The organism is Flagellimonas myxillae, assembly GCF_023502235.1.
GTDB classification, from domain to species: Bacteria; Bacteroidota; Bacteroidia; order Flavobacteriales; family Flavobacteriaceae; genus Flagellimonas; species Flagellimonas myxillae.
Window position 1 is genome coordinate 1,802,838 of record NZ_JAMFLY010000001.1, and the last position, 23,553, is coordinate 1,826,390.

Annotated in this window: 26 protein-coding genes; 13 read left to right on the forward strand and 13 right to left on the reverse strand. The window is 43.4% G+C overall.

All coding sequences use genetic code 11. The annotated features are described in order from the left end of the window. Positions 1 to 165: 165 nt before the first annotated feature. Positions 166 to 1,011, forward strand: a complete 846-nt coding sequence (locus M3P07_RS08070) for a glycerophosphodiester phosphodiesterase (RefSeq protein WP_249969365.1) — start codon at positions 166 to 168, stop codon at positions 1,009 to 1,011. A 3-nt stretch (positions 1,012 to 1,014) separates the two neighbouring features. Here M3P07_RS08070 and M3P07_RS08075 read toward each other — a convergent pair whose 3' ends face one another. The 5 genes from M3P07_RS08075 to glgB all read right to left on the reverse strand — a co-directional run bounded on the left by M3P07_RS08075 (position 1,015) and on the right by glgB (position 8,435). Then, positions 1,015 to 1,728, reverse strand: coding sequence for a hypothetical protein (locus M3P07_RS08075; protein WP_249969366.1), 714 nt, complete (start codon positions 1,726 to 1,728; stop codon positions 1,015 to 1,017). 30 nt (positions 1,729 to 1,758) lie between these two features. Next, on the reverse strand, positions 1,759 to 3,099 hold the full coding sequence (locus M3P07_RS08080; protein ID WP_249969367.1) for an MFS transporter: 1,341 nt from the start codon (positions 3,097 to 3,099) through the stop codon (positions 1,759 to 1,761). A 92-nt stretch (positions 3,100 to 3,191) separates the two neighbouring features. Then, positions 3,192 to 4,001: a M48 family metallopeptidase gene (locus M3P07_RS08085; RefSeq protein ID WP_249969457.1), complete on the reverse strand. Its 810-nt coding sequence runs from the start codon at positions 3,999 to 4,001 to the stop codon at positions 3,192 to 3,194. 40 nt (positions 4,002 to 4,041) lie between these two features. Beyond that, positions 4,042 to 6,441 (reverse strand): glycoside hydrolase family 31 protein, encoded by a 2,400-nt coding sequence (locus tag M3P07_RS08090; protein ID WP_249969368.1) that lies wholly within the window; start codon positions 6,439 to 6,441, stop codon positions 4,042 to 4,044. Between the two features lie 98 nt (positions 6,442 to 6,539). Continuing rightward, positions 6,540 to 8,435: a 1,4-alpha-glucan branching protein GlgB gene (gene glgB, locus M3P07_RS08095; RefSeq protein WP_249969369.1), complete on the reverse strand. Its 1,896-nt coding sequence runs from the start codon at positions 8,433 to 8,435 to the stop codon at positions 6,540 to 6,542. 159 nt (positions 8,436 to 8,594) lie between these two features. Here glgB and M3P07_RS08100 point away from each other — a divergent pair, with 159 nt between their 5' ends. From M3P07_RS08100 to M3P07_RS08130, 7 genes are all read left to right on the forward strand, one after another. Beyond that, positions 8,595 to 9,182, forward strand: coding sequence for a collagen-like protein (locus tag M3P07_RS08100; protein ID WP_249969370.1), 588 nt, complete (start codon positions 8,595 to 8,597; stop codon positions 9,180 to 9,182). 105 nt (positions 9,183 to 9,287) lie between these two features. Next, on the forward strand, positions 9,288 to 9,779 hold the full coding sequence (msrB, locus tag M3P07_RS08105; RefSeq protein WP_249969371.1) for a peptide-methionine (R)-S-oxide reductase MsrB: 492 nt from the start codon (positions 9,288 to 9,290) through the stop codon (positions 9,777 to 9,779). Positions 9,780 to 9,851: 72 nt separating this feature from the next. Beyond that, positions 9,852 to 10,256: a peptide-methionine (R)-S-oxide reductase MsrB gene (msrB, locus tag M3P07_RS08110; RefSeq protein WP_249969372.1), complete on the forward strand. Its 405-nt coding sequence runs from the start codon at positions 9,852 to 9,854 to the stop codon at positions 10,254 to 10,256. Then, positions 10,256 to 10,780, forward strand: coding sequence for a DUF1572 family protein (locus M3P07_RS08115; protein ID WP_249969373.1), 525 nt, complete (start codon positions 10,256 to 10,258; stop codon positions 10,778 to 10,780). Before msrB (M3P07_RS08110) ends, M3P07_RS08115 begins: the two co-directional genes overlap by 1 nt. Positions 10,781 to 10,914: 134 nt before the next feature. Then, entirely contained in the window at positions 10,915 to 12,306 is a 1,392-nt protein-coding gene (lpdA, locus tag M3P07_RS08120; protein ID WP_249969374.1) for a dihydrolipoyl dehydrogenase, read from the forward strand. A 3-nt stretch (positions 12,307 to 12,309) separates the two neighbouring features. Continuing rightward, positions 12,310 to 12,591: a DUF3817 domain-containing protein gene (locus M3P07_RS08125; protein WP_249969375.1), complete on the forward strand. Its 282-nt coding sequence runs from the start codon at positions 12,310 to 12,312 to the stop codon at positions 12,589 to 12,591. Between the two features lie 328 nt (positions 12,592 to 12,919). Then, the gene (locus tag M3P07_RS08130; RefSeq protein ID WP_249969376.1) at positions 12,920 to 13,234 is read left to right on the forward strand and encodes a hypothetical protein; all 315 of its coding nucleotides are present in this window, start codon (positions 12,920 to 12,922) and stop codon (positions 13,232 to 13,234) included. Between the two features lie 35 nt (positions 13,235 to 13,269). Here M3P07_RS08130 and aroQ read toward each other — a convergent pair whose 3' ends face one another. The 3 genes from aroQ to M3P07_RS08145 form a co-directional block, all read right to left on the reverse strand. Beyond that, complete coding sequence (gene aroQ, locus M3P07_RS08135; protein WP_249969458.1) at positions 13,270 to 13,683, reverse strand: type II 3-dehydroquinate dehydratase; 414 nt, start codon at positions 13,681 to 13,683, stop codon at positions 13,270 to 13,272. A 75-nt stretch (positions 13,684 to 13,758) separates the two neighbouring features. Further along, complete coding sequence (locus M3P07_RS08140) at positions 13,759 to 14,223, reverse strand: hypothetical protein (protein ID WP_249969377.1); 465 nt, start codon at positions 14,221 to 14,223, stop codon at positions 13,759 to 13,761. 109 nt (positions 14,224 to 14,332) lie between these two features. After that, the gene (locus M3P07_RS08145) at positions 14,333 to 14,824 is read right to left on the reverse strand and encodes a hypothetical protein (RefSeq protein WP_249969378.1); all 492 of its coding nucleotides are present in this window, start codon (positions 14,822 to 14,824) and stop codon (positions 14,333 to 14,335) included. 219 nt (positions 14,825 to 15,043) lie between these two features. On the opposite strand from M3P07_RS08145, the gene xerD reads away from it, so the two are divergent. Continuing rightward, a complete protein-coding gene (gene xerD / locus M3P07_RS08150; protein WP_249969379.1) occupies positions 15,044 to 15,946 on the forward strand; it encodes a site-specific tyrosine recombinase XerD in 903 nt (300 codons plus the stop codon). A gap of 26 nt (positions 15,947 to 15,972) precedes the next feature. On the opposite strand, the gene M3P07_RS08155 is transcribed toward xerD, so the two are convergent. Further along, positions 15,973 to 17,274 (reverse strand): NAD(P)/FAD-dependent oxidoreductase, encoded by a 1,302-nt coding sequence (locus tag M3P07_RS08155; RefSeq protein WP_249969459.1) that lies wholly within the window; start codon positions 17,272 to 17,274, stop codon positions 15,973 to 15,975. 103 nt (positions 17,275 to 17,377) lie between these two features. On the opposite strand from M3P07_RS08155, the gene M3P07_RS08160 reads away from it, so the two are divergent. The 3 genes from M3P07_RS08160 (at position 17,378) to M3P07_RS08170 (ending at position 20,021) form a co-directional block, all read left to right on the forward strand. After that, positions 17,378 to 18,805: an amidohydrolase gene (locus M3P07_RS08160; protein ID WP_249969380.1), complete on the forward strand. Its 1,428-nt coding sequence runs from the start codon at positions 17,378 to 17,380 to the stop codon at positions 18,803 to 18,805. A gap of 67 nt (positions 18,806 to 18,872) precedes the next feature. Further along, complete coding sequence (locus M3P07_RS08165) at positions 18,873 to 19,367, forward strand: RNA polymerase sigma factor (RefSeq protein WP_249969381.1); 495 nt, start codon at positions 18,873 to 18,875, stop codon at positions 19,365 to 19,367. A gap of 3 nt (positions 19,368 to 19,370) precedes the next feature. Further along, positions 19,371 to 20,021 (forward strand): hypothetical protein, encoded by a 651-nt coding sequence (locus tag M3P07_RS08170; RefSeq protein ID WP_249969382.1) that lies wholly within the window; start codon positions 19,371 to 19,373, stop codon positions 20,019 to 20,021. Here the strand turns inward: M3P07_RS08170 and M3P07_RS08175 are convergent. Both M3P07_RS08175 and M3P07_RS08180 read right to left on the reverse strand, forming a co-directional pair. Continuing rightward, entirely contained in the window at positions 20,018 to 20,830 is an 813-nt protein-coding gene (locus tag M3P07_RS08175) for a lysophospholipid acyltransferase family protein (protein ID WP_249969383.1), read from the reverse strand. The two genes, M3P07_RS08170 and M3P07_RS08175, sit on opposite strands and share 4 nt — an antisense overlap. Before the next feature lie 35 nt (positions 20,831 to 20,865). Further along, complete coding sequence (locus tag M3P07_RS08180) at positions 20,866 to 21,507, reverse strand: NUDIX hydrolase (RefSeq protein WP_249969384.1); 642 nt, start codon at positions 21,505 to 21,507, stop codon at positions 20,866 to 20,868. Between M3P07_RS08180 and M3P07_RS08185 the strand changes: the two genes are divergently transcribed. Further along, positions 21,506 to 22,222, forward strand: a complete 717-nt coding sequence (locus M3P07_RS08185; RefSeq protein WP_249969385.1) for a peptidylprolyl isomerase — start codon at positions 21,506 to 21,508, stop codon at positions 22,220 to 22,222. The two genes, M3P07_RS08180 and M3P07_RS08185, sit on opposite strands and share 2 nt — an antisense overlap. Here M3P07_RS08185 and M3P07_RS08190 read toward each other — a convergent pair whose 3' ends face one another. Together M3P07_RS08190 and M3P07_RS08195 are read right to left on the reverse strand one after the other, a co-directional pair. Further along, the gene (locus M3P07_RS08190; protein ID WP_249969386.1) at positions 22,223 to 22,834 is read right to left on the reverse strand and encodes a trimeric intracellular cation channel family protein; all 612 of its coding nucleotides are present in this window, start codon (positions 22,832 to 22,834) and stop codon (positions 22,223 to 22,225) included. Between the two features lie 2 nt (positions 22,835 to 22,836). Then, positions 22,837 to 23,553, reverse strand: coding sequence for an RDD family protein (locus M3P07_RS08195; RefSeq protein WP_249969387.1), 717 nt, complete (start codon positions 23,551 to 23,553; stop codon positions 22,837 to 22,839).

The window sequence follows — 23,553 nt, forward strand, 5'->3', positions numbered from 1 at the left end:
CCTGGACCAGCTATAACAAAAGCCTAGGAAAAAGATTAAAATGTGGGAAAAATAGTTTACTATTATATCATCAAAATATTCAGAGATTGACATAAAATGATTTTATCGTTATTCTGTTGTTCATAAATCTAAATGAAAGTTGCCAATAAAAAAAAGTTGCTTACAATGACATTTTCGTTATTCATTTTCCTTGTCATCACCATTCTATACCCTTTTTTACGATTCAAACTTTCCTCCCCTTCAAATAATACAACCATAGACTTCCCTAAAATTGTGGGGCATAGAGGGGCTGCTGGATTGGCTCCCGAAAACACTTTGGCATCTTTTAAAAGAGCTTTGGACCTCAAGGTGGACTATATTGAACTCGACCTACATGTTTCCGCTGATGGCGAACTTATCGTAATCCACGATTCCAACGTAAAAAGAACTACGGATGGGGAAGGCGAAATTGCGGATATGACCCTTCAACAAATAAAGCAATTGGATGCTGGAAGCTGGTTTGGTCCAGAATTCGGCTCTGAAAAGGTGCCCACTTTTGAAGAGGTCTTGGATTTGGTCAACGGGCAGTGCAAGATCCTTGTGGAACTCAAATGGTCCAAAAAAGGAGCTTACCCCAGTTTGGTGGATAAATTGTTACAGCTTATCCAAGATCGTGGGGTCTCTGACCAACTGATTATCCAATCGTTCGAAAGGTCGTACTTGGAGGAAATTACAACCTCGAACAACCCGGTTGAAATTCAACAGTTGATTTTTGGGAAATCGTCAATTTTGCCTATTTACTTCGATACCCAACTTAGATTTGGAAGCTTTGAACCGGTGGCAGGCATCACCTCCTTAAACATGTTTTATCTCTATTTGAACAAGGGCTGGGTAAATACCAATGAACAACTCGGGTTTGGCACCGGGGTTTTCACGATAAACGATGAAAATGACATGAAAAAGGCGGCTACTTTCGGTGCCGACCTGATCATAACGGACTTTCCCGATAAAGCGATCAAGATTTTACGATAACCCTTAGTCCTTTAAGCGGGCATTTTTACCGTAGTAGGGTTCCATGTACTTGCGATAAAAGGTAGAGTATCTCTTATTTACTTTGATGACATAAAAGAAGAGGAGAAAGGAAGTTGCTATAGCGATTATAATGAAAAATGTGGCCAGAATAAATGGAATCATATAATCGGTTAGATTGTCGAATCTCAGCAAATATATCCATAATGCGAATGCAATAAGATTGGGTAAAAAATAGATAAAAAAGCCAATGGAGGCATTTAGCAACCTAGCTACATTGTTCTTAAACCGCTTTCTAAAAAACACCTTTCCATATAGGTATCCGAGCCACGAAAAAAAGATATGCTCTGAAGTATTGTAAATGGTCTTCACCAAATCCAGGGTGTAGAGCTCAATTCGCTTTTCGATGAGGTGGTTCGCATTCTGAACACCTACCCATGCCGAAATCACGATCAAGATGGCGATGGAGGTCATCATGAACAGATTGGGGTTCTCATTGATACTTTCGAGAATTTTGTTGTCCGAGCTAAACAACTGACCAATGATGAAGGTAATAACCGAAATAAAGGCAATGCTGGAATTATAGGCTGCTTTCACCCTCCAATTGATTTCTTCCCGCATGCTTTTGATTTCCTCAATATTGAAAATGACAATCTCGTTTTTATCGAGTTCCATTTCCTCATATAGGGCGGGCTGCTTTTTCTTTTTGCTCTTTTTCATGCTTCCAGAATCCTTTCTTGTTTATTGCTGTTATTCCAATTCCCCCTTTGGAGCCAACTTTCTCACTCGGAGCAGTAGCACTACGCCCATAAAAAACAAAAACGCCATAAAAATCGTCGCGTTCCGCATACTACCGGTTACCTGGGAGATATATCCAAAGATAAAGGTGCCCAAAATCAGGCCTATTTTTTCCGCAACATCATAAAAACTAAAGAAGGATGTGGTGTCTGTGGTCTCCGGTAAAAATTTGGAGTAGGTCGAACGGGAAAGGGTTTGAATCCCACCCATTACCAATCCAACCAATCCGGCTGCGATATAAAAATCCAGGGGGGTAATCAAAAAATAAGCATAGATGCACAAGAAAATCCAAAGGACATTTAGCAATAACAAGGTACTGATATTTCCTCTTTTTTTGGACAGATAAGCGGTTGCCAAAGAGCCCAATATTGCTACCAACTGAATCACCAAAATACTGATGATCAATCCAGTGGTGCGCTCACTATCGCTCCCCCATGCAATTTCCTCTTCGCCGTAGAAAGCCGCTATCAGCATAATGGTCTGAACCGCTGTGCTGAAAACAAAAAATGCCACCAAATACCGTTTAAGTCGGGTTTCGGTTCCCAATTGTTTCCATACCCCTTTGAGTTCCCTAAACCCATTGAGCACAATATTGGTTCGTTCCCCTTCCCTTTTGTATCCTTTAGGCAGGTGGTAAAAGGTATATTGGCTGAACAAAATCCACCAAACCCCGACCGATACAAAGGAATATTTCATGGCCTTGATCTCAGCAGCTTCCCCTCCACTATCCGTTATTCCAAATAGGTCGGGTTGCATTACCATGGCCAAGTTGAACAGGAGAAGAATTACGCTTCCCACATAACCTAATGAAAAGCCTTTGGCACTTACCCCATCTTGCTGTTCCGGAAAAGCAATATCTGGCAAATAGGAATTATTGATGGCAAAACTGACCCAAAAGCCCACTAGGCCAAAGAAATAGCAAATCAATCCGAAGTAAATGTTCTCCAAGGAAAACCAGTAGAGCCCAATACAGGAAATGGCTCCCAAGTAGCAGAAAAACTTAAGAAATACGCGTTTGTTCCCCAAATAATCGGCAATTCCCGAAACCAAGGGTGTTACTATGGCAATAAACACAAAGGCTAGGGACGTTACGTAACTGATCAAGGGAGCCCTCGCGATCTCCCCACCAAAAATGGTGACTTTTTCTATCTCGGCCACTCGGAACAGGGCTCCATAGAAAATGGGAAATATTGCTGAGGATATCACTAGGCTATATACGGAATTCGCCCAGTCGTAGAAGGCCCAAGCATTCAACAATTTCTTGCTTCCCTTCATTGCGAATACCTGTGCCATAGTCTATAAATAAAAATATCACCTATAACCTAATTAGAGTTGTAAAAAACCCAAACTAAGCTATAGGTGACATAAAGTTTTTTATCAATTGTTTATTTAAAAGAGGTAACCCCGTATTTGGCCGCTTCTTGTTTTGCAATGGGCGCCCAAGCTGTTAGGTTATTAATTCTTGTATCGTTCGATGGATGTGTGCTCATAAATTCGGGAGGTGCCTGTCCACCTGATTTAGCCTTCATCCGTTTCCATAATTCCGCTGCTTCATCCGGATTGTATCCAGCAATGGCCATAATTTGAAGACCAATTCTATCGGCTTCTGTTTCATGGCTTCGGCTAAAGGGAAGCATAACCCCTAGGGTTGACCCCAAGCCATAGGCTTGGTTAAAGGTGTTCCGTTTTTGCGGGTCTTTTATGGCCACATTTCCAGCTACGGCACCAATCTGTTGCAACATTCCGGCACTCATCCGCTGTGCCCCATGGTCGGCAAGGGCGTGGGCAACCTCGTGGCCCATAACCACCGCAACCCCAGTTTCCGTTTGCGTAATGGGAAGTATACCCGTGTAGAAAACGATTTTCCCGCCTGGCATGCACCAAGCATTTACCGTTTCATCGTTGACCAGGTTGTACTCCCATTTGTAATCCTTCAAATATCCTGGATAACCGTTGGCATCCAACCAACGTTCCGCCGCTGTGGCGATGCGTTGCCCTACGTTGGCAATCATCTTGGCATCGGAAGTCCCGGTAATAACCTTGTTTTCGTTCAAAAATTGGTCGTACTGGGCAAAAGCCATTGGAAAAATCTGGCTATTGGGATAAAAATTCAACGTACTTTTCCCTGTAAACGGATTCACCTTACAGGCAACAACCGCCATAAAAACCGCCGCTGTTAGAATAAATTTTCTCATCATCTGTTAATAGTGTTTAGTCTAGGGAATTTACGAAAAATTATTTTCCAATCAGGTGCAGCTCGGTAAAATCCTTGCTGATCTCTATGCTGTTGTTCCCATTGAGTTTGATGTCCTTTAGGTTGACCTGTTCGTTATCCACCTCCACTACTCCAATTTGGAATGGAAGGCCGTGGAAAGTCAGTTTTATATTCTCATAGGGGGTGATGAAATTTCCATCCTTAAACTGCTGAATGATCAGTTCATTTTCCTTACCTCTCAGCCTAAACCTTCTTAGACTGAATCTTCCTTTTTTATAGTCATAACCATCTTGTTGGTCCTCATACACCCTTGATATTTCAATACCCTCCTTGAAATATACGTCGATGGACAATTCCTTTATTTCTTTTTCCCCAACATATTGCTGTACCGGGTATTTCGGGATAAGCGCACCTTCTTTTACGAACAGGGGAATCTTGCGTATATCTGCCGGCACCCACTTCTCAACCCCACCGGTAACAACCTCGTCCGTCCAGTAATCATACCAATTTCCCTTTGGGAAGTACATGCGTCTTCCTTGTGCATTGGATTCCTGCACGGGACAGACCAACATCTGCTCTCCAAATAAAAACTCGTCTGTCCTAAAATGGGTCTGTGTATCCTCTTGATCATAAAATACAAGGGATTGGAGCATTGGGGTTCCGTCCTTGATGTATTTGTAGAACATGGTGTATAGATAAGGTAATAGTTGATACCTCAACTCTATGTACTTTCTGACGATGTCGGTAATCTCATCCCCGAAAGACCAAGGTTCTTGTTCCCCGTGGTCTCCGCTGGAATGCACCCTACAGAAAGGGTGGAAAATTGCCAATTGCATCCAGCGAGCGAACAATTCCCCATTGGGTTGCTCGGCAAATCCTCCAATATCTGAACCAACGAAGGAGTATCCACTCATGCACATACGCTGCATCTGCACGTTTGCGATCCAAAGGTGCTCCCAAGTTGCCACATTGTCGCCCGTCCATGTGGCACAATATCTCTGGGTTCCCGCATAGGCTGCCCGAGTGAGTACAAATGGTCTTCTGGGGAACATGAACTTTTTTACCCCATTGTAGGTAGCTCGTACCATTTGCATCCCATACACATTATGTGCCTTTCTATGGCTACACGGATGCCCATCATAATCGTGTCTAACATCTAAATTGGCCGTTTTGGAGGGAACCTCCATGATAGCAGGTTCGTTCATGTCATTCCACACACCCTTAACACCCAAATCCGCTATCATTTCTTTATAAAGACCAGCCCACCATTCCCTCACTTCGGGATCGGTGAAATCTGGAAATTTACATTCCCCAGGCCATACTTTGCCCTTAAAATGGGGGCCATCTGCCCTTCTGCAGAAGTAACCGTTGTCCATAGCCTGCTGGTATACCCAGTAATCCGGATCAATCTTTATTCCCGGGTCGATCATGGTGATGGTCTTAAAACCATCTTCCTCCAATTCCTCGATCATTTTTTTGGGATTGGGAAAACGTTTGTTGTCCCAAGTAAAACATCGGAAGCCTTCCATATAGTCGATATCCAGATATATCGCATCACAAGGGATTTTGAGCTTTCGAAACGTAGCGGCAATATTCTTTACCTTTTTTTCTGGGAAGTAGCTCCATTTGGATTGATGAAAACCCAAGGCCCAAAGTGGCGGAAGCTCGGGAACCCCGGTTAAATCGGTGTAGGCCTCCACGACCTGTGCCATTTTTGGTCCGTAGAAGAAATAATAGTTCATCTCGCCCCCATCTGCCCAAAAACTGGTCACATTCCGCTTTTCATGGGCAAAATCAAAATAGGTACTAAAAGAATTATCAAAGAAAATCCCATAAGCGATTTCTTCTTTTAATCCGATATAAAAAGGAATGGACTTGTACAGAGGTTCTTGATCCTTGCCGTAGGCGTAGGAATCCGTTACCCAATTGTTTACCCGCTTGCCCTTCAAATTGGTGTGCGAGGCCTTGTCCCCCATACCGTAATAACTTTCCCCGGAGTGGCAGACCTTGCCCATTTTTACAATGTTTCCACCGTAATCGTAGTTTTCTTCCCAATGAAATCCCAATTCGTCATCCAGAATCACGGTCCCATCCAAATCCACTATTTGCATCTTTAAGGTGGACTTGTTCACATGAATCTTGATTTTGGAAGTTGAAATAACGTATTCCGGAACTTCTTCCTTTACTTCCAATTCGTTATATCCCAAACTCACATCATCACTAAGGGCATAGGAAAAATCGGGCTCAAACACATGTTCCGTGGCAAACCTGAATCGGATTGCACTGTCCCTCAAGATGGTAAGCTCAAGTATAACTCCGTTTTGGGTGGTAAAATAAAGTTTGTCGTTTTCTTGTTTAAAGTCGACTATATGGTTAGGGTATTGATTGCCCCTTTTTTCTATTTCAGTGTTGGTAATCATCGCTGATGGGTTATGTAACGCACAAAAGAAAGACTTTAGGGCGAGATATTAAAAAGATGTTGTAAACAGCTTTTAACTACAACGTTTGAGATACGTCACTATTTGTAAACAACCACACTAAGGGGAGGAAGCGTCATGTTTACAGACTGTTCAAAACCGTTCCATGCTTTGTCCGTGGGCTTAAGTGTCTTCTTGCCCACACCGCTACCAGAATATTTGCTGTCATCACTGTTAAAAAGCAATTTCAGCTGCGTGGCTTTGGGTACGCCCACCCTATAATTTTCCCTCGGAACCGGCGTAAAGTTGCAAGCCACGATTACATCGTTTTTGGGGTCATTTCCCTTTCTGATATAGGTTAACACTGAGTTTTCCTGGTCGTTATGCTCAATCCATTGAAAACCTTCCGGGCTGAACTGTCTCTCGTGTAGGGCGGGATTGTTTCTATACAATCCGTTCAAATCTTTGATGACTTCTTGGATTCCAGAATGAAAATCGTACTGGGTAAGGTGCCAATCCAGGCTTTCCTGGAAATTCCATTCGGAAGATTGACCAAATTCACCACCCATAAAGAGCAGATTGGCCCCCGGGTGTGTAAACATGTATCCGTATAACAACCGTAGGTTGGCAAAGCGCTGCCACTCATCACCTGGCATTCGGTACAAAAGTGAATTTTTCCCATAAACCACTTCATCGTGGGAGAAGGGCAGCATAAAATTCTCTGTAAAAGCGTAGGTGAGGCTAAAGGTCACCTGATTGAGGTCATACGATCTATGGATAGGTTCTTTTTTGAAAAACTCAAGGGTATCGTGCATCCAACCCATCATCCACTTCATACCAAATCCCAAACCTCCTAAATCCACAGGTTTGGAAACACCATTGAAAGCAGTGGATTCCTCCGCGATGGTCTGAACCCCCTTAAAGCTGGCATAAACCTCGGAATTCATTTCCCTAAGGAAGGACATGGCCTCCAAATTTTCGTTGTTGCCATACATATTGGGTTCCCATTCCCCATCTTCACGGGAGTAATCTAGATACAGCATGGATGCCACGGCATCTACCCTAAGTCCATCAACATGGAACTGGTCCAGCCAAAAAACAGCATTACTGATCAAAAAGGCCCGAACCTCGTTTCTCCCATAATTAAAAATCAAGCTTTTCCAATCTGGGTGGTATCCACGTCTTCTATCGGGATGTTCGTATAGGTGGGAACCGTCAAAAAAGCCAAGTCCATGGGCATCTTCGGGAAAATGTGAGGGTACCCAATCCAAAATCACCCCGATTTCCTTCTCATGAAATTTATCCACCAACATTTTAAACTCCTCTGGGGTCCCGAAACGGGAGGTAGGTGCAAAATAGCCAGTTAGTTGGTAGCCCCAACTAGGATCAAACGGATATTCCATCACCGGCATGAACTCTACATGGGTAAAGCCCATTTCGCTAACATAGGAGACCAATTCATCGGCCATTTCGGTATAGGACAAAAACTCCCAACCGTTCTTTTTCTTCCAAGAGCCCAAGTGGACTTCATACACCGAATAAGGCTTGTCCAAGGCATTGTGCTCTTCCCTTTTCTCCATCCATTTCTTGTCTTTCCAGGAATAGGGTGCATCCCAAACCACAGACGCAGTATTGGGCGGTTGCTCACAATATCGAGCAAATGGATCTGCCTTTTCGGTCCAGATGTCGTTGTTATGCGAGTGGATCTTGTATTTGTATTTGGTTCCCTTTGCAACCTCAGGAATAAATCCCTCCCATATACCACTGGCATCCCAACGCACATTGAGTTCATGTTCCTTATCATCCCAAAAATTAAAATCGCCAATTACCGAAACGGATTTGGCTGTAGGTGCCCAAACCGCAAAATAGGTACCTTTTTTTCCATCCACTTCGGTGATATGGGAACCTAATTTATTATACAGTCTAAAGTGCTTTCCAGATTTAAAAAGATTGATATCAAACTCCGTGAAAAAGCTATGGGCAATGACTTTGGACATAAGCGTTGGTTTAACAAGTGCAATATTACACATCTTTGCCCAAGTATCCGATTTTAGGTGTACTTCATCACAAAATATCAACGTAAATCAAAAAATGGAATGCTTTTTGATTTTTACCGGGAAAGAACAAATTTGAACGCAAATCAAAAATCAAAAATCATGACAAAATTTAATACAATTGTAGGCGTAATTCTAGTATTGCTGATATCGGCCTGTGAAGGTCCAGCTGGCCCTCCCGGGTTCGATGGACTCGATGGAAGAGATGGCCTTGACGGACTTGATGGCCAGGACGGTATTCAAGGACAAGTAGTTGAGGTTGATGGTGTTAACTTCGATTACGATGTCGCTGGAAACATATTTAATACCCTCATTACCTTTAGTGATGTAACGGATTTCGAGGTCTTTGAATCGGATGCCGTATTGATCTATAGGTTCGATGGAACCATAGATCTGGATGATGGTAGTACAGCAGATGCCTGGAGCCAAATTCCACAGAGCTTTTTCTTGCCGGAAGGGACCATCCAATACGTTGCAGCGCATACCTTCGTGGACGTGGAACTTTTTATTGACGGAAATTTTGACCTTTCTGCCTTGGACACCAGTTTTACCGATGATCAATCCTTTAGGATTGTATTTGTGCCCAGCGTATTCGCCGAATCTTCCAAAATGGACACATCCAAGCTCTCCAATGTGATGTCGGCCCTGGGAATTCAGGAAGATGGGGTTAAAAAAATAGAGCTGCAATAGTCGCTCAGAAATGTTAACTTATGGTCCTGTTGGTTTCAACAGGACTTTTTTTTTGTTTCCTTGTTGAAAGGAATTCACAAAACAATCGTCTACATATAAAAAGAAATGGGAAAAAAATTGTTTTTGGCAGTGTTGTTGGCTTTTGTAGGATGCAAGGGCGTTTCGCAAGAGGACAACAAGTCAGTTAAAAAAGAAAAAGTATTTCCGGTCACAAAGACCGACGCAGAGTGGCGAGCAGAGCTGACCGAAATGGAATACTACGTACTTCGGAAAGCTGCAACCGAGAGCCCCTTTACCAGCGAATTGTTGGAAAATAAGGAAAAGGGTACCTACGTTTGCGCCGGCTGCTCTACCCCTTTATTCCGTAGCGAAAACAAATATAGATCGGGAACGGGCTGGCCTAGTTTTGATCGTGAGATTGAAGGTAATGTGGCCTACGATGTCGATTATAAAATAGGCTACAAACGCACGGAGGAACATTGCGCAACCTGCGGAGGACACCTAGGCCATGTTTTTAACGATGGTCCTAAAAGAACAACCGGGGAAAGACATTGCATCAATGGTGTTGCCCTGGATTTTGTTCCGGATGAAAAATAGTTAGCATAGCTACCTTACTTTTTCACTAACCCACTATTTCACTATCTTACTGTATCACTTCACCACTTCAAAATGAACAAATACGCCATCAATAAGACTGAAGAAGAATGGAAACAGGAACTTTCTCCTGAAGAATTCCATGTATTGCGGAAAAAAGGAACTGAAAGACCTTTTACAGGGCAATACAATCTACATTTCGAGAATGGGGATTACCATTGCAAAGCTTGCAACGCCAAGCTATTTGAAAGCGATAATAAGTTCGAAAGCGGGTGCGGTTGGCCTTCGTTCGATCAAGCCATTGAGGGTGCCATTGAGTACGTTCGGGATACGAGCCACGGGATGCTGCGTACGGAGACCCTTTGCGCCAATTGTGGAAGCCATTTGGGGCATGTGTTCAACGATGGGCCAAAGGAGACCACGGGACAGCGCTATTGTATCAATTCGGTGAGCATCGGTTTTAATCCTGAAGAAGCATAATGGACTTTCAAGAAGACTATCTCCAAAGTGTAAAAAAGGAGTTCAATCGGTACAAATCCATGGGCGAAAAAACCTTTGCCCAACTGGCGGATGACGATATCCATTGGACATACACTAAAGAAGACAATTCCATTGCCATAATTGTAAAGCACATTGTAGGCAATATGCTGAGTAGGTGGACCAACTTTTTAACCGAAGATGGGGAAAAGACCTGGCGCAATAGAGACACCGAATTTGAAACTCCTTATGCTTCCAAAAAGGAAATGCTGATAGCCTGGGAAAAGGGATGGGCATGTCTTTTTAGAGCCCTAAATAGTATCGACAGGACCAACTTTGACTCCAAGGTCAAAATTAGAAACGAGGAGCACTCCATAATCCAAGCCATCAATCGTCAACTAGGTCATTATCCCAGCCATATTGGTCAAATTGTGTTTATCGGAAAAATGATAAAAAAAGCGGATTGGCAATCCTTATCCATTCCTAAGGGCCAGTCCGAAGCTTTTAATAAAAAGATGTTCGGATAAGCTCCTTCAACAAATTCATCATTATAACAATTCGGCAAAACCAAAGCTTGGATTTTGGTGCCTGAATTGCGTACTTTTGCACCTGCCTTCCAAAAGGGTAGGTTTCAATTTTTATCAACTAAATTCAAATTCTGATGAGCAACTTCGATGTTATTGTTTTGGGTAGTGGTCCTGGTGGATATGTAACGGCCATCCGTGCCTCCCAACTTGGATTCAAAACAGCCATTGTGGAAAAGGAAAGTCTTGGTGGTGTATGCCTAAACTGGGGCTGTATTCCAACAAAGGCCCTATTGAAGTCCGCACAGGTATTTGAATACCTCAAGCATGCCGAGGATTATGGCTTAAGCGCCAAAAAAGTGGAGCACGATTTTGGGGCCGTGGTAAACCGAAGTAGAGGTGTAGCGGAAAGCATGAGTAAAGGCGTGCAATTCTTGATGAAAAAGAACAAAATCGAGATCCTGAACGGCTACGGCAAGGTGCAACCTGGAAAAAAAGTATTGGTCAAAGGGGAACATGGGGATACTGCCGAGTATACCGCCGACCATATAATCATAGCTACCGGTGCGCGGAGCAGGGAACTGCCCAGCTTACCCCAAGATGGCAAAAAAGTTATTGGATATCGCGAAGCGATGTCCTTGGAATCCCAGCCCAAAAAGATGATTGTTGTGGGAAGTGGGGCCATTGGGGTTGAATTTGCGTATTTCTACAATTCCATGGGAACCGAAGTCACTATCGTGGAATACCTTCCGAACATCGTTCCAGTAGAAGACACCGATGTTTCCAAGCAATTGGAGCGTAACTTCAAGAAAAATGGAATCAAAATAAAGACCTCGGCCGAAGTCACCCAAGTGGATACCTCTGGAAGTGGTGTTAAAGCCACGGTAAAAACGGCCAAAGGCGAGGAAGTTTTGGAAGCCGATGTGGTACTGTCCGCAGTAGGTATCAAAACAAATATTGAAGATATAGGATTGGAAGATGTTGGAATTGCCGTGGATAGGGACAAAATCCTTGTCAATGACTACTACCAGACCAACATCCCAGGTTACTACGCCATTGGTGATGTAACCCCAGGTCAAGCTTTGGCACACGTTGCCTCTGCCGAAGGTATCCTTTGTGTTGAAAAAATTGCTGGCATGCATGTCGAAGCCTTGGATTATGGCAACATTCCTGGATGTACCTACTGCATTCCTGAAGTGGCTTCTGTTGGAATGACAGAGCAACAAGCCAAAGATCAAGGTTACGAGCTCAAAATTGGGAAATTTCCTTTTTCAGCTAGTGGAAAAGCAAAAGCCTCAGGAACGCCAGATGGTTTCGTAAAAGTGATTTTCGATGCCAAGTATGGCGAATGGCTGGGTTGCCACATGATTGGTGTTGGCGTTACCGATATGATCGCAGAGGCCGTTGTTGCCCGTAAGTTGGAAACGACCGGACATGAAATTCTCAAGGCGGTCCACCCCCACCCTACCATGAGTGAGGCAGTAATGGAGGCTGTTGCAGATGCTTACGACGAAGTAATCCATCTATAATCCATGCTGAAAGCATTCCGATTAACCGCAATTCTAGAAGGAATATCCTATTTACTTCTATTTGGAATCACCATGCCACTAAAGCATTGGGCCCAGATTTTAGAACCCAATTTGGCTGTGGGTTATGCCCATGGGGGGCTGTTTATTCTTTATGTATTGTTGGCCTTGGTCCTGTGCTGGGAGCGTAAATGGGGCATAAGGCGGTTTGCCATTCTATTTATGGCTTCGTTGCTTCCCTTTGGGACGTTTTATGCGGATAGGAAATACCTTCAAAACCTTGGGTAAGTACTTTGCGCTACTTTTAGTTTGTATAGGTATATCGTGCTCAACATCGTCCCATTTAGGTGATTATCCTCAGAAGGATACCCCTTTGAACGATGTTGCTTTTTATTCATGTGCGAACCAACCGAAGGTAGCGGATAACAACACTGAATTTAATCAGCTTAATAATCTTTGGGGTCTTTCATTTTCCCAAGCCTATCATAGGTTCCACATTAACTACGATTCCCTGTCCATCCGTCCGATTAGACTTAACAATCAAAGACTAATTAACTCCGTTGTCAACAAATCTTTCCCAAAATTGGAAGCGGTACCCTCAACTCGACTAAAAGAGATGAGGTATATCGAACAAATGAAGGCTTCCAGCAAAATCAAGTGGTACGATAGCGATCCATCGGACATCCAAAAGCTGGTTGAAAAAGGAAGTGGAAACAAGCAACTTTATGTGGAAGTTGTCACCTATGGTGCCAAAGATTCCCAAATTCCTAAATGGAAAAACAAGGTCAGCATATTTGTCTTTGATTTGGAGTTAACACGCTTGTTGTATCTTAACGAATTTGAATACAACTGCGACCCGAGGGACTCCAATGCCCTAGAAAAAGTGATACATTATGGACTCAACCAATTGAAGGATGAACTAGGGCAATAACCCAAATGAATTTTAGCTTTCGCTTTCTTGGAATGCTATAAAAATGAGGTAATCGCCAAATCGTAACTCTGGAGTCCGAATCCTAAAATTACACCCTTGGCCCCGGCAGAAATATAGGAAACATGTCTAAAATCCTCACGTTTGTGGGTATTGGAAATATGAACTTCAATGACAGGTGTGGATACAGCCTTTACCGCATCTCCGATACCCACTGAAGTATGGGTATAAGCCGCAGCATTTAAGATGATACCATCATAGGAAAATCCCACATCCTGTATTTTCCCAATCAATTCCCCTTCAATATTGGATTGAAAATGTTCCAAATCCACATTGGGAAATTTTTGCTGTAATTCCTGAAAGTATTCCTCAAAAGTAGTGCTGCCGTAGACTTCCGGCTCCCGTTTGCCCAATAGGTTTAGGTTGGGGCCGTTAATGATCATTAATTTCATGGATATAAAAGTACAATAACTATGGAAAAGAAAAAGCAGGGCAAACCCTGCTTTCATATCTTATGTAATCGGAACCTATTTTAAGACAAATTGAAGCCCAAAACCAAAGGCCGCCGCTTCACTATCTCCGGTTTCGCTCAGCACTAGGGCGGGCCTCCAGTCAAAATTTACCACGAAGGGTACTCCTTTTGGTTTAAAATCCAGGCCCAGATGGGGTCTAAGAGCAAAGACATTGTCAAAATCCTCAATCAAAATAATACTGGGACCTACACCTCCATACCAGCGCAGTTGGTTTCTACTGCCCAAGATTGCTTTGTGGTATGAGTAGAAAATGGAAATTGCAGTTCCTCCTTTGTCAAAACCCAGGTCCGCCTGCCCAACATGGTGGTCGGAAAAGAAATATTTTCCAGTTGCGCCAAAAAAGGTGGCCTCATTAAAGGCATCAACGCCAAGACCTAGGGCTGCCCTATAACTGGTCTGGGCAGCGCAAGTAAAAGTGAATAAAACAGTTAAGGTGAAAACAAAGCATACTTTTCTCATTGTGAATGTATTTACGGTTATTATTTCTTGGACAAACCAAAAGCACGATTTGAGGTTTTCAAATCAAAAACACCATAACCGTTTTCACATGAGATTGAAGTTCGCTGTTTTAAAACAAGAACAAAATTCCAACGGTTGCAATGGCAAAAGTTCCGTTATTGTCCACTGCCGAATAAGAAACATTTAGTTCGGTGTTGCCTGTAATATTATAGCCAATCAAGGGTCTATAAAACAGTCCGCCCTCATTGCCTTCATTTATTCCAACGGCATACCCAACATCCCCTCCAAACTTGAAATGATAGGTCGGATAGATCCTTACAGATCCCGCTACCGGAATAAATTGAATGTCCTCGAACTCGGATTGGTCTGGTAAGGTTTCCCCAAAGGCATTGATAAAGCCAGTGACCGCACCAACATCCAAAAGTTCGGAAACACCCCAATGGTAATTGAATTCCAGACCAATACTAAAACTGGACATTGCCTCGGCATCGCCTACAGGAATACCTGCATTAAAACCAGCCTTGAAATTGCTCCTATCCTGGCCGTGGACCATAGACATTATGGCAAAAAGTGCAATGGCAACTAAGTACGTTCTTTTCATAATTGTTAAAACTTTGTGAATAGCTAGAACGCAACCTTAACAAATCTAGTATGGCAATGGGCAAAATTCAGCCGGTTTTAAAGGGCAAAATGTCTATAACAGAACTTGCTGCCAAGGTATGGGGGTTTGGCATTTTTTTTGGTTGTGAATTGACCAATGCTCCTTTTGAGTTGATCAATGCGTCATTCCAGCAAATATTATTGTGTTTATCTTTAAACCATGAACTGGATGCAAGGGCTGAAGGACTACCAACATTATATGAGAATCGAACGCGGGCTTTCCGACAACTCCGTTGCTGGATACACCCAGGATTTACAGAAATTGGTGGACTACCTCAACGAATTTGAAATTAAGGTATCCCCTTTGGAAATTCAGCGGGAAACCATCCAACAGTTTTTGTATGAACTTGCCAAAGTCATAAACCCAAGGTCCCAAGCGCGGATTATATCAGGGCTAAAGGGCTTTTTCAACTATCTCATTTTTGAAGATTACCGGGAAGACAATCCTATGGATTTGATAGAATCCCCGAAAATTGGGAGAAAATTGCCGGATACCCTTTCCGCTACGGAAATTGACACCTTAATTGGCCACATAGACTTAAGCAAGTCTGAAGGAGAACGAAATCGTGCGATTCTGGAAACCTTGTATGGCTGTGGACTTCGGGTATCCGAACTCATCAACTTGAAACTTTCCGACCTGTTTTTTGAAGAAGATTTTATCCAGGTTACCGGGAAAGGGAACAAACAGCGATTTGTGCCTATTGGTCCTATAACCAAAAAGTATATTGGTCTATACAGCAATGAAGTCAGAAACCATCAAAGAATAGCGCAGGGGCATGAGGATTTCCTTTTTCTAAACCGGAGGGGCAAACAACTGACCCGAGCCATGATCTTTACCATCATAAAACATTTGGCCGAAAAAGCCGGTCTACAGAAAAATATCAGCCCGCATACGTTTAGGCACTCTTTTGCAACCCATTTGTTGGAAGGCGGCGCGGATCTCAGGGCCATTCAGCAAATGTTGGGCCATGAGAGCATTACTACAACGGAAGTCTACATGCATGTAAACCGAAAATATCTTGCAGATGTACTAACCGATCACCATCCCAGGAACAAGCAATAAAATCAAACTGAAGAAATTGAAACCAACTAAGCCTGGTGCCTTTTGGTATTTTGGTATTGCTTTTTAAAAGGTCGGATGATCAAACGTGCCTCACGATCAAACCGGATGTAGTTATACACCCAATTGATAAAAACCACAACACGGTTTCTAAAACCGATCAGGAAGAACAAGTGGACGAACATCCATACAAACCAAGCAAATACGCCTTGGAACTTCACACGTTTTAAATCGGCTACCGCCTTATTTCTTCCCACCGTGGCCATACTGCCCTTATCCTTGTATACAAAGGGGGTTAGGGGTTTGTTTTCCAACATTCTTACCAAATTTATCCCAAGATTCTGTCCTTGTTGAATGGCAGGTTGTGCCATCATGGGGTGTCCGTGGGGAAAGGCTTTGGTTTCCATTTGGGCCACATCACCAATGGCAAAGATTTCTGGATGACCTATCACTTGGTTAAACTCGTTCACCGCCAATCGGTCACCTCGGGAAAGCAGTTCATCCGCATCCAAACCTTGAATACTGACCGCCTTAACCCCTGCCGCCCACACTAAAGTGGCTGCTTCAAATGTGGTTTCGGAATCGGTGCTTATATGTTTTCCATCGTAATCGGTAACCCTAATGTCCTTCCAGACGTTTACCCCAAGTTTTTCTAGAAATTTTTCGGCCTTACTGGAAGCAATTTCACTCATGGCCGGAAGAATTCGGTCACTCCCCTGCACCAAATTTATTTGTGCCCTTCTTGTATCAAGGTCAGGGTAGTCTTTGGGCAAGATTCCCTTTTTGATTTCTGCCAAGGCTCCCGCAAGCTCCACCCCTGTGGGACCACCACCAACAATCACAAAATTCATTAGAGCATCTCGTTCGTGAAGATCATCGGTAAGTAGGGCCTGTTCAAAATTCTCCAGAATCAAACTCCGTAGGTTCAAGGACTGCGGAATGGTCTTCATGGCCATGGCTTTTTCCTCAATATTTTTATTTCCGAAGAAATTGGTCTCCGAACCAGTGGCAACCACGAGATAGTCGTATGAAATATCACCAATATTGGTAAAAACCTTTCTATCCGAAGGTTCAATACGGACCACTTCGGCCAATCGAAAATAAAAATTGGGATATCCTTGGAGCACTTTTCGGATGGGATACGCAATGGAATCGGGTTCAAGTCCCCCAGTGGAAACCTGATATAACAGCGGTTGGAAGTTGTGGTAATTGTGCTTGTCCAATAAGACCACTTGAATGTCTTTTTTGGATAGTTTTTTGGCCAAGGCTATACCGCCAAAACCACCGCCAATGATAATAACCCGAGGAAAACTTGATTGTGGAATATTCATGCTGGACATGTGTGCAAATTTACGCATTCCGCCATGGGTAAAACCATGTTTGGAAGGGTTTTTTGCTATCTTTAAATCCTGACTAACAAAACAACCCATACCGATGAAACAAACTATCCTTTTGGGCTTTGCCCTTGTCCTTTGCTTCCAGGTCTCCCACTCCCAAAAAGACCGGGAATCCGTAGTTAAAAACTTGGACTCCAAAACTGAAAAATATAGTGATATTGCCCTTGAAATCTGGGATTTGGCCGAAATGGGCTATTTGGAATACCAAAGTTCGGAGTTGTTACAGAAAACTTTGTCTGATGAAGGCTTTTCCATTACCAAGGGGGTCGCGGGAATTCCCACAGCCTTTATCGCGGAATACGGCTCTGGATATCCCGTAATTGCCATTTTGGGAGAATACGATGCGTTACCAGGATTGTCGCAACAGGCGGTTCCCGAGAAAAAATCGGCCAATGCCGCTGCCGGGCATGCCTGCGGGCACCATTTATTTGGAACTGCATCAGCCGCTGCTGCCATTGAAGCCAAAAATTGGTTGAAGAAATCCAAAAAACAGGGCACCGTACGATTCTATGGATGCCCAGCTGAGGAAGGGGGCTCTGGAAAAGTTTATATGGTTCGCGAAGGATTATTCAATGATGTTGATGTAGCCCTGCATTGGCATCCTGGGGCGCAAAATGCCGCTAGTGCGGGAGCCGCCTTGGCAAACAAATCGGCTAAATTCAGATTTTATGGCACCTCTGCCCATGCAGCTGGAGCCCCAGAAAGGGGACGTTCTGCCTTGGACGGAGTTGAAGCCATGAACATTATGGTAAACATGATGCGTGAACACATTCCACAAGAGGCACGAATCCATTATGTGATCACAGATGGCGGTAAAGCGCCCAATGTTGTCCCCAATTTTGCAGAAGTTTATTACTATGCAAGACACAACAGTCGCGATGTGGTCATTGATATTTTTGACAGAATTGTAAAGGCTGCTGAAGGAGCTGCCTTGGGAACCGGGACCACTATGGATTACGAAATGATTGGGGGCACCCACGAGCTTTTGCCCAATCTGACCCTCCAAAAATTGATGCACGAAAATTTGTCCAAAATTGGGGGAATGACATATTCTACCGAGGAAAAAGTTTTCGCCGAAAAAATTTCAAAAAGCCTGGGGTATGCTCAACTAGACGAAGCCAAAGCCAAAAACGTACAGCCCTATAAGGAAATCGCCCGGGCCTACGGTTCCACAGATGTCGGGGATGTGAGCTTTGCTGTTCCCACTGTGGGGATGGGCGCGGCCACTTGGGTCCCAGGTACTCCTGCCCATAGCTGGCAAGCTGTGGCAGCGGGAGGAACTTCCATTGGTACGAAAGGCATGATGATTGCCGCCAAAACGCTGTCACTGACCGCAATTGATCTTTTGGAAAATCCCGATACTGTTGTAAAGGCCAAGGCAGAACTGGAAGAAAAAAGGGGTAAGGATTTTGTGTATATCCCCCTTTTGGGAGATCGACCACCTGCTTTGGACTACAGAAAGTAAACAAATACAAAAAAGTTTGTAACAAAAACTGCCATATCCCTACCAATTAGGCAAACAACCAACCTTAGTGAATAAAGAACTGGAACATCGTTTTGTGACGGAGCTTGAGAACAATCAGAATATTGTTCATAAGGTCTGTAGTCTTTATACCAATGATAGGGATTCCCACAACGACCTTTTCCAGGAAATCACCATTCAGCTGTGGAAGGCTTATCCCAAGTTTAGGGGTGATGCCAAATTCAGCACATGGATGTACCGAGTAGCATTGAACACGGCCATTACCTTGTATCGAAAGTCCAAAAAAAGGGTGCAGACCCGGGACTACGACTCTGTAATTTTTAAAATCAAGGCCGACGAATATGACGATACGGAAGAGCAACAACTTAAGTTGATGTACAAGGCCATTAAACAACTTGGCGACATCGACAAGGCGTTGGTATTTCTCTACTTGGAGGACAAGGATTACTCAGAGATATCGGAGACCTTGGGAATATCAGAAGTTAATGCCCGTGTAAAAATGAACCGGGTTAAAAATAAATTAAGAACCATACTAAATCCTTAGTCTATGATGGATGAACTGGAACTCTTAAAGAAAGATTGGCAGAAAAAAGGGGAACATCTTCCCAAACTGTCCTTCGACGAAATCCACACGATGATTTGGAAAAAATCATCCTCGATTGTGAAATGGATATTTCTTATCAGTATCATTGAATTTATCATTCCCCACCTACTCTATCTCATTCCCTCCATGAGGAATAGTTCCCTGGATATTTATTCCAATTTGGGATTGAACAGTACCATGCTGACCGTCAATATCCTCCAATATCTGGTCATTTTCTATTTTATCTTTCAATTTTACAAACGCTATAAGGAAATTTCGGTTTTGGACAGCGCCAAAAGGCTCACCTCAAATATTTTAAGAACTCGAAGAACAGTGAAGCACTATGTAATTTTTTCACTATCCATGGTACTTTTAAACTTTGCCATTTTAGTGGTGGGCATCTATTTTAGTGACAACGTTGTCCAAAGCTTGGACCTCCACGGCAATTTTGAAGGCATGACGGAGGAAAAAGCAAAATGGATCATTATGGCCGCATTTGCCATTTCTGGTGTAGTTGTTACCGCCTTGTTCGGGGGAATTTACTTTTTGTTGTATGGCCTGCTGACCCGGAAGCTAAGAAGGAATTTTCAAGAACTGCAGAAATTAGAGGTTTAATCCCCTCGGTAACTGTATCTTCTCTTTTGGTGGTCTGCCTCATAGGCGGCCAACTCTTCTTTGGAAATCACTTTTAAGAATGAAGGATGTTGTTCTATGGCATATTCCAACTTTTCCAGGATGGAATCAATGGATTCATTGTCATAGTCAATTTCCAAAGGGGGCTTGACCTGCATTGACTGCAATATCCCTTTTTTCTTAACCCGTAATCCCTTTTTATCAAAAGACCTTCGGAAACCATCAATGACCACAGGGACCACAACAGGTTTGTACCTTTTGATTATATGGGCCGTACCCTTTCGTAAGGGTTTCCAAGGGGTTGTGGTTCCTTGGGGAAAAGTTATTACCCAACCATCGTCCAGGGCCTTGGCAATATTGCTGATGTCACTGAATTTTACCTGTCGGTTCACATCCTGGCCATCAGCCCGCCAGGTACGCTCAATACTGATTGAACCGGCGTACGCCAATATTTTGGTCAGTAAACTTTTTTTCATGGTCTCCTTTGCCGCAACATAGTATATGTTGAGTTTGGGGTTCCAGAGGTAGCCCAAATTCTTAATGGAGTCATCCCTGCCTTTTAAACTGGCATTGAATACGTGGAACATAGCCACAACATCAGCAAAATAAGTCTGGTGGTTGCTTACGAAGAGAACATTGGTGTCGGGTAAATCCCGAATGATCTGGGACCCTTCGATTTCCAAGGTATTAAACCCTTTGTAGCGCTGATGGGTCATCATTCCGGCGATGCGAATTAACCAACGCTTTAATAAAAGTATATGACCAAAAGGATTTTTTTTGAATAGACCCATCTGTTGTGTATTGCGGCTAATTTACAAAATAGGCGCTAAAGGACTTGCTCCAAAAGGTCTTGAATCTCGCTTAGCATCATGGCTGTGGCGCCCCACACCGTATAACCATTTAATTTATAAGCAGGTACATCGATACTTTTTGCATACGAAGTGCTTAAAGTTTCTTCAATGCGATTTCCATTGTCAAGAAAATCCGACAAATTTACCTCGACCAGGGCTTCCACCTCGCTTTGCTGCTTCACGAAAGGCTTCGGTTCAGGATAAAACCCCATATAGGGTCTTACCATAAAATTGCTTGGCGGAATGTAAAGTTCACTAAGTTCTTTTATGACCTCAACAGCAGTGGGCAAAACCCCTACTTCCTCAAAGGTTTCCCGTAAGGCCGTTTCCTCCAAACTACGGTCCCCCTCTTCTACTTTACCTCCTGGAAAACCAATTTGGTTGGAGTGCACCCCCTCATACGCTTTGCGCAATATCAACAACATTTTGGTCTGCTGCTCCAAATCCGGATAAAATAAGGCCAAAACCCCGGCTTGTTTGGGGTTTCTCTTTTGGATATCATTGGATATTAGCCATTGGATACGCATCGTGGGCGACATTTTATGGTGGGATTCCTCTCCGGGAAGTGGCAGATTCTTTATTTTTAAAGCTTGTTGATAAAATTCGTTGAAATCCATGTTGATCAAACCGTCGGCATTAACTGCAATTATACTATTTATTTTTCTCGTCTCCTGCGGCGAAACCCCTAAAAAGGAAAGTCCAAATAATGAGGAAACCACCGTGCAAAAAGATTCAATTCCGGAAGAGCGCCCAGAACCGGAGGTTGAGGAGGAGGAGGAGGCTTTTGTTCTTAATGAAGAAAATGCCATCGATTTCTTTTTCAACTATGCACAAGAAGTCAAGGAAGATAAGGTCCGATTGACCACCAGTATGGGCAGTTTCACTATTCAACTCTACGACAATGTGCCCTACCACAAGGCAAATTTCATCTACCTAAGTCGTATGGGATATTTTAACGACACCCAATTTCACCGAGTTGTGAAGGATTTTATAATCCAAGGTGGGAATTCCGACGATAAGGAAACTTCCAAAAAAAGAAGGCTTATAGGAAGGTATTTGCTTCCACCAGATACCCGAAAGGGACACAAACATCATAGAGGTACCATTTCCATGCCCAGTAGTGAACGTGATAATCCGCATAAGTTGGCTTCGCCCTACGAGTTTTTTATTGTGGTGACCAAACCGGGCTCCTATCACCTGGATGGTTCCTATACTCCCTTCGGAAGGGTAATTGAGGGAATGGATGTGGTGGATGCCATCAACAATGTCCCCGTTGGTGATGGAGATTGGCCTTGGCAGAATATTTACATCCTAAAGGCCGAAGTGCTTTAACTAATCGGTTTTTCGATAAATATTGGGAAGGCTGATCCCAAACCGAACCGCCAACAGCCGTAGACTGATCACTACCATTATAGCCGCTATATAGGCGAAATTCTCCTTTATCGGGAATTGTACAAACAGGAAATAACTGGCACCACCCAGAATACAGGCTGTGGCATAAATCTCCTTCCTGAATATCACCGGAATCTCATTACAAAGCATATCCCGAATGACCCCTCCAAAACTCGCTGTCATTGTTCCAAGGGCAATGCACATTATGGGCGAAAGTTCTGCTTGTAGTCCCTTTTCAACCCCAATCATTGTAAAAAGTCCTAAGCCGATGGTATCAAACAAAAACAAGGACCGACGCAGGTACTTAAGTTGGTTCACAAATAGTATCCCAATGACGACAGCACTAAAAATAGTGGTCACATAGGTAAGGTCGCGCATCCAGACAACCGGAGTGTTTCCAATAAGCAAGTCTCTCAGGGTACCTCCTCCAATGGCAGTGACAAAGGCGATGATCAATACCCCAAACAAATCCAGTTTTTTGTCCATGGCCACCAATACTCCGGAGATGGCAAAGGCAACAGTACCCAATATGTCGATGGTCTGATAAAACACGCTTACATTTTTTGTGTGTAGTAGTTGTAGTCCTTGATTACCTCATCCACAAACTGAATGGGGTGCAAGGTAGTCTGGATTCCCGTAACTTCCTTAATTCTTTTGTCCAAGGATATAATCACATTATGGTCCCCATTGAGCTTGGATTTATCGTAAAGTTCCTTGATGGTCTGCATCTCCGAATCCTTAAAAACCGTTACCTGCGGAAATTGGGGCTTATAATCCTCCGGTAATTCCCTGAGGAGCGTATCGCGAAGCGAAACTTTCTTTTTTTCACTAATTACGGTAGTGCCGGCGGCAATATCTCCCAATCGTTGCCCTTTGCCCCGGATTAAAATGGTGAGCACGGCCCCACCTCCAGAAGTAAGTACCACATCGATGATTCGGAGTACCCATCGCACAAAGTAATTTGCAAAACTGGGTTTGGACCCATCCAGTTTAACCACCCGTAACGACATTAACCCCTTGCCAATGGTTTTTCCATCAGAGAAAGTCTCGAAAAGCACATAGTATAAAAATGCGGGAAGGCTCAGGACCAAATAATAAGCCCATTGGTCGAATAAATCCATGTCCAACGAAGCCAAAAGAATAAAGACCAAAATAGTGTAGACCCCAATTACAAAGCTATCGATAATGTACGCCAACATGCGTTCTCCGAGATTGGAGGTGTTTTGGGTGATGCTTATATTTTGGGCCGTTTCTATTTGAAATTGATCCAT